We start from the raw sequence: 15,436 nt of genomic DNA, 5'->3' as shown, positions 1-15,436 counted from the left end.
TTCCTGCTTCCTGCTTCCTGCTTCCTGCTTCCTGCTTCCTGCTTCCTGCTTCCTGCTTCCTGCTTCCTGCTTCCTGCCTGTCCCCAGTCACAGCCCCGGCCTTGATGTACATCAGTCAACCGTCATCCATTCTGCAGTCTCTGTTCAAATTAACTGGATATCTTCATCAGGGTTATCCAGGTTCATCACGATACATATGGGCGTAATGTAAGCGTCATTAAACGAACACTTCTGGAGCAAGACCATGAGTCACCAACGTATGCCCGCACTCTTCCTTGGCCACGGTAGCCCGATGAACGTGCTGGAAGAGAATATCTATACTGAAACCTGGCGCAAACTGGGTGAAACATTACCGAAGCCAAAAGCGATTATTGCGGTTTCCGCGCACTGGTATACACGTGGTACGGCGGTTACCGCGATGGAGAAACCGCGTACTATTCATGATTTCGGTGGTTTCCCGCAGGCATTGTTTGACACGCGCTATCCTGCTCCTGGTTCCCCGGCGCTGGCCCGCCAGATTGCGGAAGTGCTGTCGCCGGTTGACGTTCAGCTCGATCAGGAGTGGGGCTTTGACCACGGCTCCTGGGGCGTATTAATCAAGATGTACCCTGATGCCGATATCCCGGTGGTACAGTTGAGCGTTGACGGTACAAAACCCGCTGCCTATCACTTCGAACTGGGGCGCAAGCTGGCGCTACTGCGCGAGCAGGGGGTGATGATTGTTGCCAGCGGCAACGTAGTGCATAACCTGCGTATGGTTCGCTGGCAGGGGGAAGCGCCAGCCTATCCGTGGGCCGAGTCGTTTAACCAGTACGTGCGCGATAATCTGGCATGGCAGGGTGACGATGCCCAGCATCCGCTGGTTAACTTTATGCAGCATGATGGCGCGGCACTGTCCAACCCCACGCCCGAGCACTATCTGCCGCTGCTCTACGTTCTGGGTGCCAGAACGCTGGATGAAGCGGTAACCGTGCCTGTGGATGGAATTGTGATGGGGTCGTTGAGTATGCTGTCCGTGCAGGTGGGCTAAACTGCCTGGCTTACTTGCCGCTTTGAGATTGGGCGAGGGGAACCTCGCCCGAAAGGTTACTCGATAAACGCGTGCGGATAGAAGCGGGACAGATCCTGGGTGATCAGTTCGCGATCTTCCCTCAGGCCAATTCCTGCTGGCTGATCATCGATCAACCAGGAACCGATCAGCGTATAGCTGTCGCCAAACTTCGGCAGCGGATGGAACTGCTGGACGATCATTCCCTCTTCGCCGTAGGGTCCGTCAACGCGGGCGATCTCTTTCCCGTTCTCCACGATGCGAATATTCGCGCCTTCGCGGGAAAACAGTGGCTTAACCACGTATTTATCCATATGCGGCACGTTATCTTCGGCAAAGTAAGCGGCAAGCAGATTCGGGTGATTCGGGAACATTTTCCACAGTAGCGGCAGCATGGCTTTATTGGAAATGATGCTCTTCCATCCCGGCTCCAGCCAGCGAACGCCCGCATCGGCAAGCTTGGTGGAGAACATCTCGCGCAACATAAACTCCCAGGGATAGAGTTTAAACATGTTACTTATCACCTGGTCATTCACGTCGGTGAACTGGCCTTTTTCTCCCAGGCCAATCTCGTCAATAAACAGGAATTCACTCGGCAAACCGGCCTCGGTCGCGCAGTCCTGCAAATACTGCACCGTACCGCGATCTTCTTCGGTATCGCGGCAGCAGGCGAAGTGCAGCAGGCCAAAACCGTGTTTCTGATGCAGAGCAGCAAAGCGGTCGATCAGCTTTTCCTGCAGGCTGTTGAACTGATCGCTTCCCGCAGGAAGGTTTCCGGCGTTGAGCTGATCTTCCAGCCAGATCCACTGGAAGAACGCCGCTTCGTAAAGTGAGGTTGGCGTATCGGCGTTATTCTCCAGAAGCTTGGCAGGTGAGTGCCCATCCCAGGCAAGGTCCAGCCGGGAATAAAGCGATGGCTGGCCGCTTTTCCTGGACTCCCGCACGAAATCCCATGTGTGCTTAGGGATGCGAAACTTCTCCAGCAGCTCTTCGCTACCGGTGACCAAATCCACCGCCTGTAAACACATCTGATGAATTTCGCTGGTCACATCTTCCAGCGTTTCAATCTGCTGCAGGGTAAATTGATAGTAGGCATCTTCACACCAGTAAGGCTCGCCGTACATGGTGTGGAAATTAAAACCGTATTCAGTGGCTTTTGCTTGCCAGTCAGGACGCTCGGCAATGGCGATGCGTTTCATCCGGCGTTAGCCCCCCAAGCTGCGGCTGGTGGTACCGGAGCGATTGCTGCCGGACGCACTGCTGCGCTGCATGGTGGACTGTTTCGCCACGCTTTCGCCAAAGCCACCGCGCGTTACGGTGCTGGTGGTTGCAGGTTTCGGCGCCATCGCTGTTTTCGGTACGTTCATCGTGCGGCCTGATACGGCCGGGCCATAGCTCTTACCTGCGGCGTCCACAAACTTACCGTTAGCCGGGCTGGCTGGATTTTTTGAGCTAAACAGCGGCTGCTGCTGGCCCATACCCCCGCTCATCATACGGCCCATCATGTAACCGGCCATCAGCGGCATCCAGAAGCTGCCGCTGGATTGGTTTTCCGCATTGGTGGTAACGCCTGCCTGTGCCGGAGCCTGCTGGCACTGGCCTTCGCCGAATTCGGCCACGCAGTCTTCACGGCTGGCGTACTTCGGTGCGGTCTTAACGGCTTCTTCTTTCGCTTTATTGAATGCAACGGTGCACTGTTCGGATTTACCCGGGTTGGCGCTGGAGCAATCGTCCGCATTTTGATACATCGAAACGCTTTCGTCAGTTTGCTCACAGCCTGCCAGCATAATGACCGCGGTCACCGCCAGGGCCACCGGCGTTAAATGGCGTGCGCCCCAGCTTTTACGAAAAGAGGCATGATTGATTTGTTTAGTCCGTTTCATGGCTTTCTGTCCTGTGCCCAAAGATAGTGCTTAGGATAGGGGAATGGCGGTGAAAAATGAAGCGATGCGGCCGCAGGGTACGGGGATCTTTACGAAGCTATACGTTTGATTGTGAAGGCCGGCTTACAAATTGCATTGGAAAAGCAGAAGGGCAGCACGGGCTGCCCTTCTCTATAGATTACTGGCCGGCGGATTACCGCTGGCTTTATAATTTACTGTGCTTTAACCGAACGGCTCAAATCACGGTCGGCGGCGGCATCCTGTTTTGGATTTTCAGGTGCAACGGCATCCGGCGTGGTGGGAATATCTTTGCCGAGATGGGTATTCAAGGCAGTGAGATCTTCTTCATTAAGCGTACCCAGAGCGGATTTAATATTAAGCTGGTTAATCATGTAGCTGTAACGTGCATTCGCCAGCTGCTGCTTAGCGTTGTATAGCGTTGTTGTTGCGTTCAGCACGTCAACGATGGTACGAGTACCGACCTGATATCCCGCTTCCATGGCATCCAGCGAGCTCTGTGAAGAGACTACGGCCTGCTTATAAGCGTTAATGCTGCTGATAGACGCGTTCACGTTATTAAATGAAGAACGGACGGTCTGCACGGTGGTACGGTGGGCGCTTTCTAACTGTTCACTGTACGACACGAATGCATATTGCGCCTGTTTCACCTGCGAACTGACAGAACCCCCGCTGTATAGAGGCAGGCTGAAGTTTAATCCGACCTGGTTACTTCCGCTGATATTGTCTGTGCCGGTGGAACGATCGCCATGGTAACGATTGTTTGACAGGCCGGTTGACGCGGTCAGACCGACAGTTGGCATATGACCCGTTTCGGCTGAGCGAATCTGCTCGCGAGCCAGATCCTGTGACAGACGTGCAGAGAGCAGGCTGAGGTTGCGGCTTTCGGCCTCTTTCAGCAGGTCTTTCACCGGCTGCGGCTTGTCCGTTTTGAAGCGATCAACGTTAAGTGATGCGAGGCTTGGATAGTAATTCCCGGTAACCTGGCGCAGAGATTCTACGGCGTTATCGAGGTCGTTACGTGCGCTCACTTCGCTGGCCAGTACGCTATCGTATTGCGAACGGGCGTTCTGCACGTCAGTGATAGCCACCAACCCAACATTAAAGCGCTGGGTGGTTTGATCTAACTGACGATAAATTGACTGCTTCTGTGCTTCAGTATACGAAAGTGTATCAATTGCATTCAGGACGTTGAAATACGCCGTAGCCGTGTCCAGAATCAGCTTCTGCTGTGCGGTCTGGTAGCTGACATCCTGAATACCGGCTGTTTTTTCCTGCAGGGTCAGCGCACGCCATTTTGACATATCAAAAATGGTCTGCGTCAGCTGTAACGATGCGCTTTTGGTATCGCTGTTCGAATCGCGTGCATCGCGGTAACCGTTAGTATAGGTATAGTCCGCTCCCAAACCGAGCTGCGGTAACAGTGGGCTACGGGCTTCGTTGATTTTCTCAAAAGCGGCATCGCGATCGGCCGCTGAGCTACGAAGCTCAGGGTTAGACAAACGAGCCTGCTGATAGACCTGAAGCAGGTTTTCAGCCTGGCTGGCAACACTGAAGCCGCCCAGGCTCAGACCAATGAGTAAAGGGAGCAGTTTGTTCATTTGCATTCCTTGTAGTGCCGCAAAATTGCTATGGTAGCGCTGGCGTAGGCCAAAAAATTATCGCCGATTCTAGCAGAGTGTGCCGATAAGGTAAGTTGGCTGAAAGTGCCATCTCGCTTTAATTTACGTAAATAATTCCTCAGAAACTACAAATCTGGCTGTATTAATATTGCACTTATCGTCATTGCGATCATTTCAGGAGAGGTTCCTATGGCAATCTGTAACACATTCCCGGTAACGTTTACCAAAGACGATGTAGAAATTATCGCACGAGAGACGCTGTATCGCGGTTTTTTTTCTGTGGAGCGATATCGCTTTCGCCACCGCTTGTTTAACGGCGAAATGAGTGGTGAAGTAAGCAGGGAAATTTTCGAGCGTGGTCACGCTGCGGTGCTGCTACCCTATGATCCGCTGCGTGATGAAGTCGTGCTTATCGAGCAGATACGCATTGCCTCCTGGGATACCAGCCCTACCCCCTGGAAGCTGGAGCTGGTAGCCGGAATGATTGAGGAAGGTGAAGCCCCGGAAGAGGTCGCCAGACGGGAAGCCGTTGAAGAAGCCGGATTGATCGCCGGGCGAACCAAACCTATCAGTAATTACCTGTCCAGCGCGGGGGGCACGACCGAGCGATTGACAGTGTATGTTGGTGAAGTGGATGCCAGCGTGGCGAAGGGAAACCACGGACTGGAGGAAGAGAATGAGGATATTTTCGTCCATGTGGTGAGTCGCAGTCAGGCTTATCAATGGGTGGAAGAGGGGAAAATCGATAATGCAGCAGCGATCATTGCCTTACAATGGCTCGAGTTGCACTATAAACAACTATGTGATGAGTGGAAGCCTTAACGATGAAGCGTTACGTTCCTGACTTTCCCGAAATGATGCGCGTGTGCGAAACTAACTTTGCACAACTGCGCCGTTTACTACCGCGTGACGATCGGACCGGAGTGTCAGTGGCGTACCAGGTAAATGGTGCCAGCTATCAAATTACCATTTTGGAATCGACGCGATATACCACGCTGGTGGAGATTAAACAAACCGCCCCGGCCGTGAGTTACTGGTGCCTGCCTTCCATGTCAGTCAGGCTCTATCACGATGCAATGGTGGCGGAAGTGTGTTCAACACAGCAGATCTATCGATTTAAAGCACGCTATGATTATCCTAATAAAAAGCTGCATCAGCGTGATGAAAAACACCAGATTAACCAGTTTCTGGCGGAATGGCTGCGCTACTGTTTATTACATGGAGCGGTAGCCGTTCCGGTTTGTTGAACCCGCTGCAACGTGTTTTAAGAGAGCGGTAACCCTAAGGACTTTGATTGGATAGCTTGTTGAAACTTCCTGTGGCGAGTGGGTCCAGTATCAGGATTTTACAGATAACGGATACTCACCTTTTTGCAGGCAAACATGAAACGCTGCTGGGTGTGAATACCTGGGCCAGTTATGAAGCGGTGCTGGAAGCCATCGCAGCACAACGGCGACATTATGACCTGATCGTCGCTACTGGCGATCTGGCGCAGGATCACACTACCGAAGCCTATCAGCATTTTGCTGAGGGTATCGCTCGTCTGCCTGCTCCCTGCGTCTGGCTGCCCGGCAACCATGACTTTCAGCCGACGATGTTCAGTACACTGGCAAATGCCAGCATAGCCGATGAAAAACACGTCCTGATCGGCGACTGCTGGCAGGTTGTACTGTTGGATAGCCAGGTTTTTGGCGTGCCTCACGGCGAGCTGAGTGAGTATCAGCTTGAGTGGTTGGATAAAACGCTGGCCCTGGAGCCGCATCGGCATACGCTGGTACTACTTCACCATCATCCTCTGCCTTCTGGCTGTACGTGGCTCGATCAGCACGGCCTGCGAAATCCACATATGCTGGACGCGGTACTACAGCGCTATCCACTGGCGAAAACGCTACTGTGTGGCCATATTCATCAGGAGCTGGACCTTGAATGGCAGGGCCGACGTGTGCTGGCTTCTCCTTCAACCTGCGTACAGTTTAAGCCGCACTGCACCAACTTTACTATTGACGCTGAATCCCCCGGCTGGCGCTGGCTTAATTTGTTCGATGATGGCCGTGTAGAAACCGAAGTTTGCAGACTGACAACGCGAATTTTCAGCCCGGACCTGGATTCGGAAGGCTATTGATCGATGGCGACGCTGCTCTACCTCCACGGTTTTAACAGCTCACCCCGTTCGGCTAAAGCGACCGCGTTCGGTCGCTGGCTGAGGGAGCATCACCCGTCGATCAATTTACTGGTTCCGCAACTCCCTGCCTATCCGGCTGATGCAGCGGCACTGTTGGAAAATATCGTAATGCAGGCGCCAGGGGAGCCGCTGGGCATTATCGGTTCATCGCTTGGCGGATATTATGCGACCTGGCTTTCCCAGTGTTTTACCCTGCCTGCGGTGGTGGTGAATCCCGCCGTCAGGCCGTTTGAGCTACTGGTAGATTTCCTCGGGGAAAATCAGAACCCCTACACCGGCCAGCAATATGTGTTAGAGTCGCGCCATATTTACGATCTAAAAGTGATGCAGATTGACCCGTTAGAGTCGCCGGATTTGATCTGGCTGCTGCAACAGACGGGTGATGAAGTGCTCGACTACCGTCAGGCCCTGGATTATTACAGCGCCTGTCGCCAGACGGTAGAAGAGGGCGGAAATCATGCTTTTATCGGATTCGAACGCCATTTCTCCGCTATGTTTGATTTTCTGGGACTAACCCGGCAAGAGTAAAATCAGACGGAGTTTAGGCAATCATATTTAGCCACTAATTCAGATTGTTACCATGACTCAATCCAGCTATAACGCTGATTCCATTGAGGTTCTCAGCGGCCTTGAACCCGTGCGTCGCCGCCCGGGTATGTATACCGATACTGCGCGGCCTAACCATTTAGGTCAGGAAGTGATCGATAACAGCGTGGATGAAGCGCTGGCCGGCCACGCTAAACGTGTGGAAGTGATTCTGCACGCCGATCAGTCGCTGGAAGTTATCGACGACGGGCGCGGTATGCCGGTGGATATCCATCCCGAAGAGGGCGTACCGGCCGTTGAGCTGATTTTCTGTCGCCTGCATGCCGGTGGTAAATTCTCCAACAAAAACTATCAGTTCTCCGGCGGCCTGCACGGCGTGGGTATCTCGGTGGTGAATGCTTTGTCAAAACGCGTGGAAGTGACCGTTCGCCGTAACGGCGAAGTCTACGAAATGGCGTTTGAAAACGGCGACAAGGTACAGGACCTGTCGGTGACGGGCACAGTAGGCAAACGCAATACCGGTACCCGCGTGCAGTTCTGGCCTGATGAATCCTTCTTCGACAGCCCGCGTTTCTCTGTATCGCGCCTCAGCCACCTGCTGAAGGCGAAAGCGGTGCTTTGCCCGGGTGTTGAGATCGTCTTTAAAGATAAGGTTAACAACACTGAGCAAACCTGGTGCTATGCTGATGGCCTGACCGACTATCTGATGGAAGCGGTTAACGGCCTGCCACTGCTGCCGGAAAAACCGTTTGTCGGCGCGTTTTCCGGTGACGTTGAAGCGGTTGACTGGGCGCTGCTCTGGCTACCGGAAGGCGGTGAACTGCTGGCGGAAAGCTACGTTAACCTGATCCCGACCATGCAGGGCGGTACGCACGTTAACGGTCTACGGCAGGGCTTGCTGGACGCAATGCGTGAGTTTTGTGAATTCCGCAATATCCTGCCGCGCGGGGTTAAACTTTCGGCGGAAGATATCTGGGATCGTTGTGCTTACGTGCTGTCGGTAAAAATGCAGGACCCACAGTTCGCCGGTCAGACAAAAGAGCGTCTGTCATCGCGTCAGTGTGCTGCCTTTGTTTCCGGCGTCGTGAAAGATGCCTTCAGTCTGTGGTTGAATAATAACGTTCAGATGGCAGAGTTGCTGGCCGAGCTGGCGATCTCCAGCGCTCAGCGCCGCATGCGTGCCGCTAAAAAAGTGGTGCGTAAAAAGCTGACCAGCGGTCCGGCGCTGCCGGGCAAACTGGCGGACTGTAGCGCGCAGGATCTCAACCGCACTGAACTTTTCCTGGTGGAAGGGGATTCGGCAGGCGGATCGGCCAAGCAGGCGCGCGATCGTGAGTATCAGGCGATCATGCCGCTGAAAGGTAAGATCCTGAACACCTGGGAAGTCTCCTCGGATGAGGTGCTGGCTTCGCAGGAGGTGCATGATATCTCGGTCGCTATTGGTATCGATCCGGACAGTGAAGACCTCAGCCAGCTGCGCTACGGTAAGATCTGTATCCTCGCCGATGCCGACTCCGACGGACTGCATATCGCCACGCTGCTTTGCGCGCTGTTTGTCCGCCACTTCCGCACGCTGGTGCAAAATGGTCACGTTTATGTCGCCATGCCGCCTCTCTATCGTATCGATCTGGGTAAAGAGGTTTACTATGCGCTGGATGAGGAAGAGAAGGCCGGTATTCTTGAACAGCTAAAGCGTAAGAAAGGCAAACCGGGCGTGCAGCGCTTTAAAGGGCTGGGTGAAATGAACCCATTGCAGCTGCGTGAAACAACCCTTGATCCTAATACCCGCCGCCTGGTACAGCTAACGGTAGACGAAACTGATGTGGATCAGACGCTGGCCGTGATGGATATGCTGCTGGCGAAGAAACGTTCTGAAGATCGTCGTAACTGGCTGCAGGAAAAAGGCGATACCGCCGAAATCGAAGTCTAAAACACCGGAACGGATCGTTATTTACGATCCGCTTCTGCTCATCCATAATCTGCAAAGAAACGTCGTTTCCCTCTTCTCCCAAAGGCCGACCCATTGAAAATTACCCTTGAAGAACTGCGTGCGTGGGTGGTAGTGGTTGACTGTGGCTCGATTACCGCCGCTGCCGAGCAGCTAAATCAGACCACTTCCGGCATCAGCAGAGCGCTGAGCCGGCTAGAAAGCAAGCTGCAAACTACGCTGTTGCACCGAACGACCCGCCGCATTGCGCTGACCGAAGAGGGGCAGATATTCCTGCAGCATGCCCGGCAGATTATCGCCTCCGTAGAGACTGCCGAAGAACAGATCGCACAGCGTCGTGAAATTCCGTCAGGAAGACTACGGGTTAATGCTGCTTCACCGTTTATGCTGCACGTTATCGTGCCGCTTATAGACGGGTTTACTCAGCGCTACCCGCTGATTGAGCTGGAGCTGAATACCGATGAAGTGGTGATTGATTTGCTCGAGCAGCAAACCGACATTGCGATTCGTATTGGCGAGCTGCGGGATTCGACCATGCACGCTCGCGCACTGGGCAGCAGCAAACTGCGGATCATGGCCAGCCCGGCGTATCTCGCAAAGCACGGTACGCCCCAGAGCGTGGCCGATCTGGCGCATCACCGCCTGCTGGGCTTCAGTCAACTCGAACAGCACAATATCTGGCCAATTCGCCAGGCGGATGGCGAGCTGCTGCAGATTAAACCTACCGTAGGGGCATCAAGCGGTGAAACGCTGCTGCACTTGGCGCTTCACGGACAGGGGATCGTGCGCGTTTCTGATTTTCTCTGTCGGGAGGCGACGGCCAGCGGCCAGCTGGTGCCGGTGCTGGCGGCGGAAACCTGCGAAATGCGCCACCCGATCAATGCGGTTTACTATCGCAACAGTACGCTGGCCGCGCGGATTAGCTGTTTCCTGGACTATCTCAGCGAGCAGCTTGCCAGCAAAAACTTGCTGTAAGCCGCTCGCCAGCAGCCTTATTATGCGGGTTCCAGCACGAAAATCTTCACGTCGGCCACATCATCTTTGATGATCGCGCGGTGGGTTCCCATATGGTCCGCCTGCTGATGCTGCTCCAGATGGCGCAGAGATTCCCAGTGTTCCACCATAAAAATCGAATCCGGTGAGTGCTGCTTCCACGGCACCTGCGCTTTATGATCGATCAGTGCCTGATAGCTGCCGCATCCTTCTTCCTGAAGCACCAGCGGAATCAGGCGTTCGATCGCCTCAAGTACGGCGGTGCGGCGGCCCGGTTTGATACAAATTTCAGCAACAACGGTCAACATAGCGCTTCCTCAGATCGATGAATCGAAATAACAGACTAAGTTAAGCAAAGATTGTGCTCAGATGGGTCCGATAACGGGAGATGTCTCCTGCAATATCAGGCTGTTTAATCACATCATTACAGATAAAGGTTGGCAGCCCTTCCATGCCCAGGAACTGGTTAGCCTTGTGGAAGTGCAGATAAACGCCGTCTACACCAACGCCTTCAAAGAACTGTTCTGGATCGGTAAAGGCCTGCAATGGCGCATTCCACGTCAGAGACAGCATATACTTTTTACCCTGGAGCAAACCGCCAGAGCCGTATTTTTTCGCCGCGTCTGAACGTGTACGCCCATCACTGGCATATAGCTTGCCGTGGCCTTCGGTAAAGACTTCATCGATGTATTTTTTCAGGGTCCATGGTTCACCCATCCACCATCCCGGCATTTGATAAATGATGGTGTCAGCGGCGAGGTATTTTTCAATCTCATCGGCAACAACGTATCCGTCATCCACTACCGTGACGTCTACATGATGTCCGGCATCGCGCAGCCAGCTGGCGGCGATACCGGTCAAAGTGTGGTTCAGTTCACCCTTAGAATGCGCAAAGGTTTTACCAGCATCGATAATTAAAATATGGCTCATGACTTAATCCTGATTCTGTGAATTTGATGTAAGTCTACAGCAGCATATGGATGGATAAAACGTGGTGTGGATCACAACACTCTTGCCTGGCAGGCAACAATACGGGAGCGGTTTTGGTGGGGGATAAAGCGAATGAACCGGCCCCGTGCAGTGTTGTACGGGGCCGAAGGCGATAGCGCTTATGGAAGCGTTTAGCTTCAGCGGTTGTAAGGCTGAACCTTACTGATAGGGTGTTTGATAAGGGCTCAATGTAACCTCGGATGATTCTCCGGTGTTTTCAAACTTATCGCTTTGAATTTCAATAGGGTTAGTTGACGATAATTCTCCTTTGATATTCAAGACTTCAGGAGCATTAATCATCAACTTATCGTCGGCAGAAATCTTTCCGCTGGTGTTCGTCAATAAAGTACTGGCCTGTAGCAACCCTTTTTTTGCACTGTTGATAATGCTGCGATTTTCAATGGTATCCGCCTTAACGACCAATTCATTAGCAGACTGAATTTCTCCTGCGTTCACGAATGAACCTCTGCGGTCATAGCTGAATTTTTTTCCGGCTTTTAAGATACCCTCATTAGTGAACTGGATACTCTCATCGCTACCATTGCTGCTGATAGTCAGGTTATTGCCTGCATCAAGGGAGGTATTTCGATCGAATCCGCCAAGGGTATTCGCTTCAATGATAATATCATTTTTAGCGAGTAGCTTACCCGAGACAATACCGGACTCCTTACCTTTCAATTCTTCCGCATAGATGTTGATCGTATTGGCGGAGACATCAGCATTATCCAGGTTGATATCCTGCTGAGAGGCCAGGGCAACGGTACCGTTCTCAGAATGAACGACACCTGCACTGTTGTTCAACAGATCCCCCGCATTAATTGCAATATCTCCTTTTGCAATCATTCCACCTGATGTCACATTTTCTTTGCTGTTGACACCACTGATTTCTTCATCCTTGATAACATATTTTTTGCTATCCTGATTGATTATCTGATTGGCAACCAGACTGATATCATTACCCGAAATTAACCCTGAAGTGTTATCCAGGGTGCTGCCGTTAAGCATAATAGATTTAGTACTGCTAATAGTCCCGCGGTTGTTATTGAGTTCGTCCGCGGCGATCATGAAAATATCTCCAGCGCTGGAGATAGACCCAGACGTGTTATCAACATTCATTGCAATAATGTTCGCATCACCACTGGTGGTGCTAATTTTTCCGCTATTGCTGATCGTTCCCATGGTTGTAATATATAGTTCGGAATCTGCGGAGATTAATCCCTTATTGCTGATCCCCGGACCATCCTGATCTATTACCATAGTTATTTTATTTGCGTACATTCCGCCGAGTGCCGCAATATCGATACCCACAGTCCCTGGCTCTGCGGCTGTTCGAGAATTCGTCTTGCCAACGTTGATATTTAAATCTTTAGCACGCAGTTCTGCACTGACCTTAACTGTATTGGCCAACAGATTAGTAAAATCAGATTTATCATTCATTCCATTTCCGGTAATGATGATATCACCTTTTTTAACATCAATACTTGTCAGTTTGTCATTCTGAATCTTAATGTTTCCAGTTGTCAGGGTGCTGTTCCCGGTATTGATAAAACCACACCCATCGCATGATATTCCAGAAGGGTTAGCGATAATCACATCCGATTTTTTTCCCGCCACTTCAATCATACCGTTTAGCTGACTGGGGTTGTTTGAGATAACTTCATTTATGATTAATGACGCAGGGCCTTTCGCCATGTTGGTATTGCCAGTAATTTTCCCAGCCAGAGTCGTCGTACTTTCACTGGAATTGTTATTTAGAATAACGCCATTTTGATTAACATCAAATTGCGTAAATTTATTATGCGATATTCCAGATGATGATGCACTGTTGATATTTACTGTTGTGGACTGATTACTGTTATTGATAATGGTTGGGATGTTGCTTTGATTTTGTGAAGCAATGATTTCTGCATTGGTCGATGAAATATAACCCAGAGATAACCATGTCATCACACATACTGGTGCGATACGGGATATTTTACTGAGTTTCATTTTTTTATAACATCCATATGATGAGTTTATTATGCTCATTATTCTTTCCTTGTTAATTGAGTTGATTAACCACCTTTTCCATTCGTTAATTATATTAATGTAACTTTAGTTATTTAAAAATAGTAATTCATTTGTTTTATGAACAAAAAGCCCGCGTATCTGCGGGCTTTTTAAAGTCAATAAATTTACGGTTCTCTGGTTAATGGATATTGATTAATAGATCCTGATGTATAGCCGGTGTTAGTAAATGAATTAGCATAAACATCAATGCCTGTTTTGCCGATTAATTGACCACGGTAATTCTTAACGGTTGGTCCATTTAATGTTAGCTTTTTCATGGATGAGATCATGCCATTATAATCATTAAAGACAGACTGACTGGCATCAACTTTCACATTTCCATATCCACTGATAACATTATGGTTAAGGAGTTGGCTTGTTTTAATGCTGATTTCATTTCCTGCATCTAATACGCCATAGTTATTGATGATTCCATGGTCATAATTAATATTATTGGCTGCAGAGAGTGTTGCATAGTTAAGGAACGTCCCTGTATTGCGTCCATCCAGGCTGCTGATGTTAATGTCATGACCTGCATCCAGTATGGTTGTTCTATCAAACTTGCCAAGATTTCCAACTACAAAGTTAATATCATTTCCAGCAACCAGATGTGCGTCGATTGGGTCTGGTTTTGGTCTTGCCGGGTAGTCAAGAGTATTCGATGACACCAGAATATCCTTGTTGGCGTTAATTCGAGAATAGTTCAGGACCATATCAGTGTTTGATACCAGGGAAATGTTACCTGTATCAGAATTTATCCAACCGGCAGAGGTGTTAAGTAAGCCATTGGTATTCACACTGACGTCTTTTTCAGCGTGGATTCCGCCTTGACTGACCACCTTAGGATTGCTAGCAAATGACTTGCTGTTGGTGTTCGTCAGAGTGCCAGCTACTATGCTAACTTCTTCTCCTCTAATATAACCACGATCGTTGTTTACGTTTGTGCCGTTAATAGCCACCATCTTCTCGGCATCAATCAGTCCTTTCGAGTTTGTGAGGGAATCTTCCGTAAGAATGTCGATATTCTTACCAGCGAATATTTTCCCAGTCGTATTGTTCAGACGCTTTATGTTCAGGCTCACACTACCAGTTTTTGATTCCAGAGTACCAGCAGTATTAGTAATCGTGCCATCAAGATTAATGTTGAGATCTGAATTGGCAGAAATTATTCCTCGGTTACGAACACCATCAAGAGTTGATGAAGCCATTAAGGTAATCTTGTCCGCATACATACCGCCCAGTGCGGAAACGTCAATACCTACGGCAGGTGTTTTTTTAGTATCGCCAGTATTGACCAGTTCTTCGCCTGAGGTAACGATATTACTGTTAACACCAGACATCACCTGGATATTTTTGGCATTGACATTTGCATTAACCTGTAATGCTGTTGCCAGCAGCGTGGTGTAGTCAGCAGTATCCGTCATCCCCTGACCATTGATGATGATTTTCCCTTTTTGCACATTAATTCCGGTAAGGCTGCCATCGTTGCCGATAGTCGGAGTGCCGGTGGTTAATGTACCGCGGCCGGTATTGATAAAACCGCATCCATTGCAGGTAATGCCTGATGGGTTAGCGACAATAACGTCCGCTTTCTGACCAGCAACTTCGATTTGGCCGTTAAGCTGGCTTGCGATATTTGATGTTACTTCGTTGATAATTAGTCTTGCTTCACCGGCGCTAAGCTTAGTGTTTCCTGCAACCTGACCAGCTAACTGAGAATTTACATCTGTTTTGCTATTGTTGAGAATCACACCCTGTTTAGTTACATCGAACTGAGTGTATTTATTATGAGAAACTCCTGATGGCGATGCAGAATTAATGTTAACAGTGACGGAACCATTCGTGTTGGCTTTAACTACTGGGCGTTCTGCTTGTTTAATATCTACAACTACCGCTGCCTGTGCAGTAGCGATATACCCCATTGCCAACCACGTCATCATACAGACCGTTGATGTTTTAAATAATTTAGATGATTTTCCGTTGCTCATTGTATATCTCCATATATTACGGAATGAGTACTTGAGTTCAGTACTTATCGCCTATTTTAAAGATTTTAATTATTACATATATAGTAATTTATTTAATGTGGATAAATATTTCCTGTCTTTTGATAGCGGATGTCAATGACAGGCTTTTTATATTTTTTGCGTAGGAGGT

At 50.1% G+C, this 15,436-nt stretch carries 14 protein-coding genes; 7 read left to right on the top strand and 7 right to left on the bottom strand.

The annotated features are described in order from the left end of the window. Nucleotides 1-244: 244 nt before the first annotated feature. Complete coding sequence (gene ygiD / locus AC07U6_RS16775) at nucleotides 245-1,030, top strand: 4,5-DOPA-extradiol-dioxygenase (RefSeq protein WP_494763877.1); 786 nt, start codon at nucleotides 245-247, stop codon at nucleotides 1,028-1,030. Nucleotides 1,031-1,086: 56 nt separating this feature from the next. Here ygiD and AC07U6_RS16770 read toward each other — a convergent pair whose 3' ends face one another. From AC07U6_RS16770 to tolC, 3 genes are all read right to left on the bottom strand, one after another. After that, the gene (locus tag AC07U6_RS16770; RefSeq protein ID WP_494763876.1) at nucleotides 1,087-2,247 is read right to left on the bottom strand and encodes a glutathionylspermidine synthase family protein; all 1,161 of its coding nucleotides are present in this window, start codon (nucleotides 2,245-2,247) and stop codon (nucleotides 1,087-1,089) included. Nucleotides 2,248-2,253: 6 nt separating this feature from the next. Continuing rightward, nucleotides 2,254-2,931, bottom strand: coding sequence for a DUF1190 family protein (locus AC07U6_RS16765; protein ID WP_494763875.1), 678 nt, complete (start codon nucleotides 2,929-2,931; stop codon nucleotides 2,254-2,256). Nucleotides 2,932-3,143: 212 nt separating this feature from the next. After that, nucleotides 3,144-4,550, bottom strand: a complete 1,407-nt coding sequence (tolC, locus tag AC07U6_RS16760; RefSeq protein WP_494763874.1) for an outer membrane channel protein TolC — start codon at nucleotides 4,548-4,550, stop codon at nucleotides 3,144-3,146. 210 nt (nucleotides 4,551-4,760) lie between these two features. On the opposite strand from tolC, the gene nudF reads away from it, so the two are divergent. The 6 genes from nudF (at nucleotide 4,761) to AC07U6_RS16730 (ending at nucleotide 10,222) form a co-directional block, all read left to right on the top strand. Then, on the top strand, nucleotides 4,761-5,393 hold the full coding sequence (gene nudF / locus AC07U6_RS16755) for an ADP-ribose diphosphatase (RefSeq protein WP_494763873.1): 633 nt from the start codon (nucleotides 4,761-4,763) through the stop codon (nucleotides 5,391-5,393). A 2-nt stretch (nucleotides 5,394-5,395) separates the two neighbouring features. After that, nucleotides 5,396-5,818, top strand: a complete 423-nt coding sequence (locus tag AC07U6_RS16750; RefSeq protein WP_494763872.1) for a DUF1249 family protein — start codon at nucleotides 5,396-5,398, stop codon at nucleotides 5,816-5,818. Between the two features lie 47 nt (nucleotides 5,819-5,865). Beyond that, complete coding sequence (gene cpdA, locus AC07U6_RS16745; RefSeq protein WP_494763871.1) at nucleotides 5,866-6,693, top strand: 3',5'-cyclic-AMP phosphodiesterase; 828 nt, start codon at nucleotides 5,866-5,868, stop codon at nucleotides 6,691-6,693. Nucleotides 6,694-6,696: 3 nt separating this feature from the next. Then, nucleotides 6,697-7,281 carry an esterase YqiA gene (gene yqiA / locus AC07U6_RS16740; protein WP_494763870.1) on the top strand — a complete coding sequence of 195 codons (585 nt, stop codon included), beginning with the start codon at nucleotides 6,697-6,699 and terminating at the stop codon, nucleotides 7,279-7,281. 52 nt (nucleotides 7,282-7,333) lie between these two features. Next, on the top strand, nucleotides 7,334-9,229 hold the full coding sequence (gene parE, locus AC07U6_RS16735) for a DNA topoisomerase IV subunit B (RefSeq protein WP_494763869.1): 1,896 nt from the start codon (nucleotides 7,334-7,336) through the stop codon (nucleotides 9,227-9,229). A gap of 93 nt (nucleotides 9,230-9,322) precedes the next feature. Further along, nucleotides 9,323-10,222: a LysR family transcriptional regulator gene (locus AC07U6_RS16730; protein ID WP_494763868.1), complete on the top strand. Its 900-nt coding sequence runs from the start codon at nucleotides 9,323-9,325 to the stop codon at nucleotides 10,220-10,222. A gap of 20 nt (nucleotides 10,223-10,242) precedes the next feature. On the opposite strand, the gene AC07U6_RS16725 is transcribed toward AC07U6_RS16730, so the two are convergent. From AC07U6_RS16725 to AC07U6_RS16710, 4 genes are all read right to left on the bottom strand, one after another. Continuing rightward, nucleotides 10,243-10,548, bottom strand: coding sequence for a putative quinol monooxygenase (locus AC07U6_RS16725; protein WP_494763867.1), 306 nt, complete (start codon nucleotides 10,546-10,548; stop codon nucleotides 10,243-10,245). A gap of 40 nt (nucleotides 10,549-10,588) precedes the next feature. Further along, a complete protein-coding gene (locus tag AC07U6_RS16720; protein WP_200560208.1) occupies nucleotides 10,589-11,170 on the bottom strand; it encodes an NAD(P)H-dependent oxidoreductase in 582 nt (193 codons plus the stop codon). Nucleotides 11,171-11,389: 219 nt separating this feature from the next. Then, nucleotides 11,390-13,258, bottom strand: coding sequence for a filamentous hemagglutinin N-terminal domain-containing protein (locus AC07U6_RS16715; RefSeq protein WP_494763866.1), 1,869 nt, complete (start codon nucleotides 13,256-13,258; stop codon nucleotides 11,390-11,392). A gap of 146 nt (nucleotides 13,259-13,404) precedes the next feature. Continuing rightward, nucleotides 13,405-15,267, bottom strand: coding sequence for a filamentous hemagglutinin N-terminal domain-containing protein (locus AC07U6_RS16710; RefSeq protein ID WP_494763865.1), 1,863 nt, complete (start codon nucleotides 15,265-15,267; stop codon nucleotides 13,405-13,407). Nucleotides 15,268-15,436: the final 169 nt, after the last annotated feature.

The sequence above is a fragment of the Erwinia sp. GW821-FHT03D09 genome (assembly GCF_059420805.1).
This window is presented reverse-complemented; position numbering and strand designations above follow the sequence as displayed.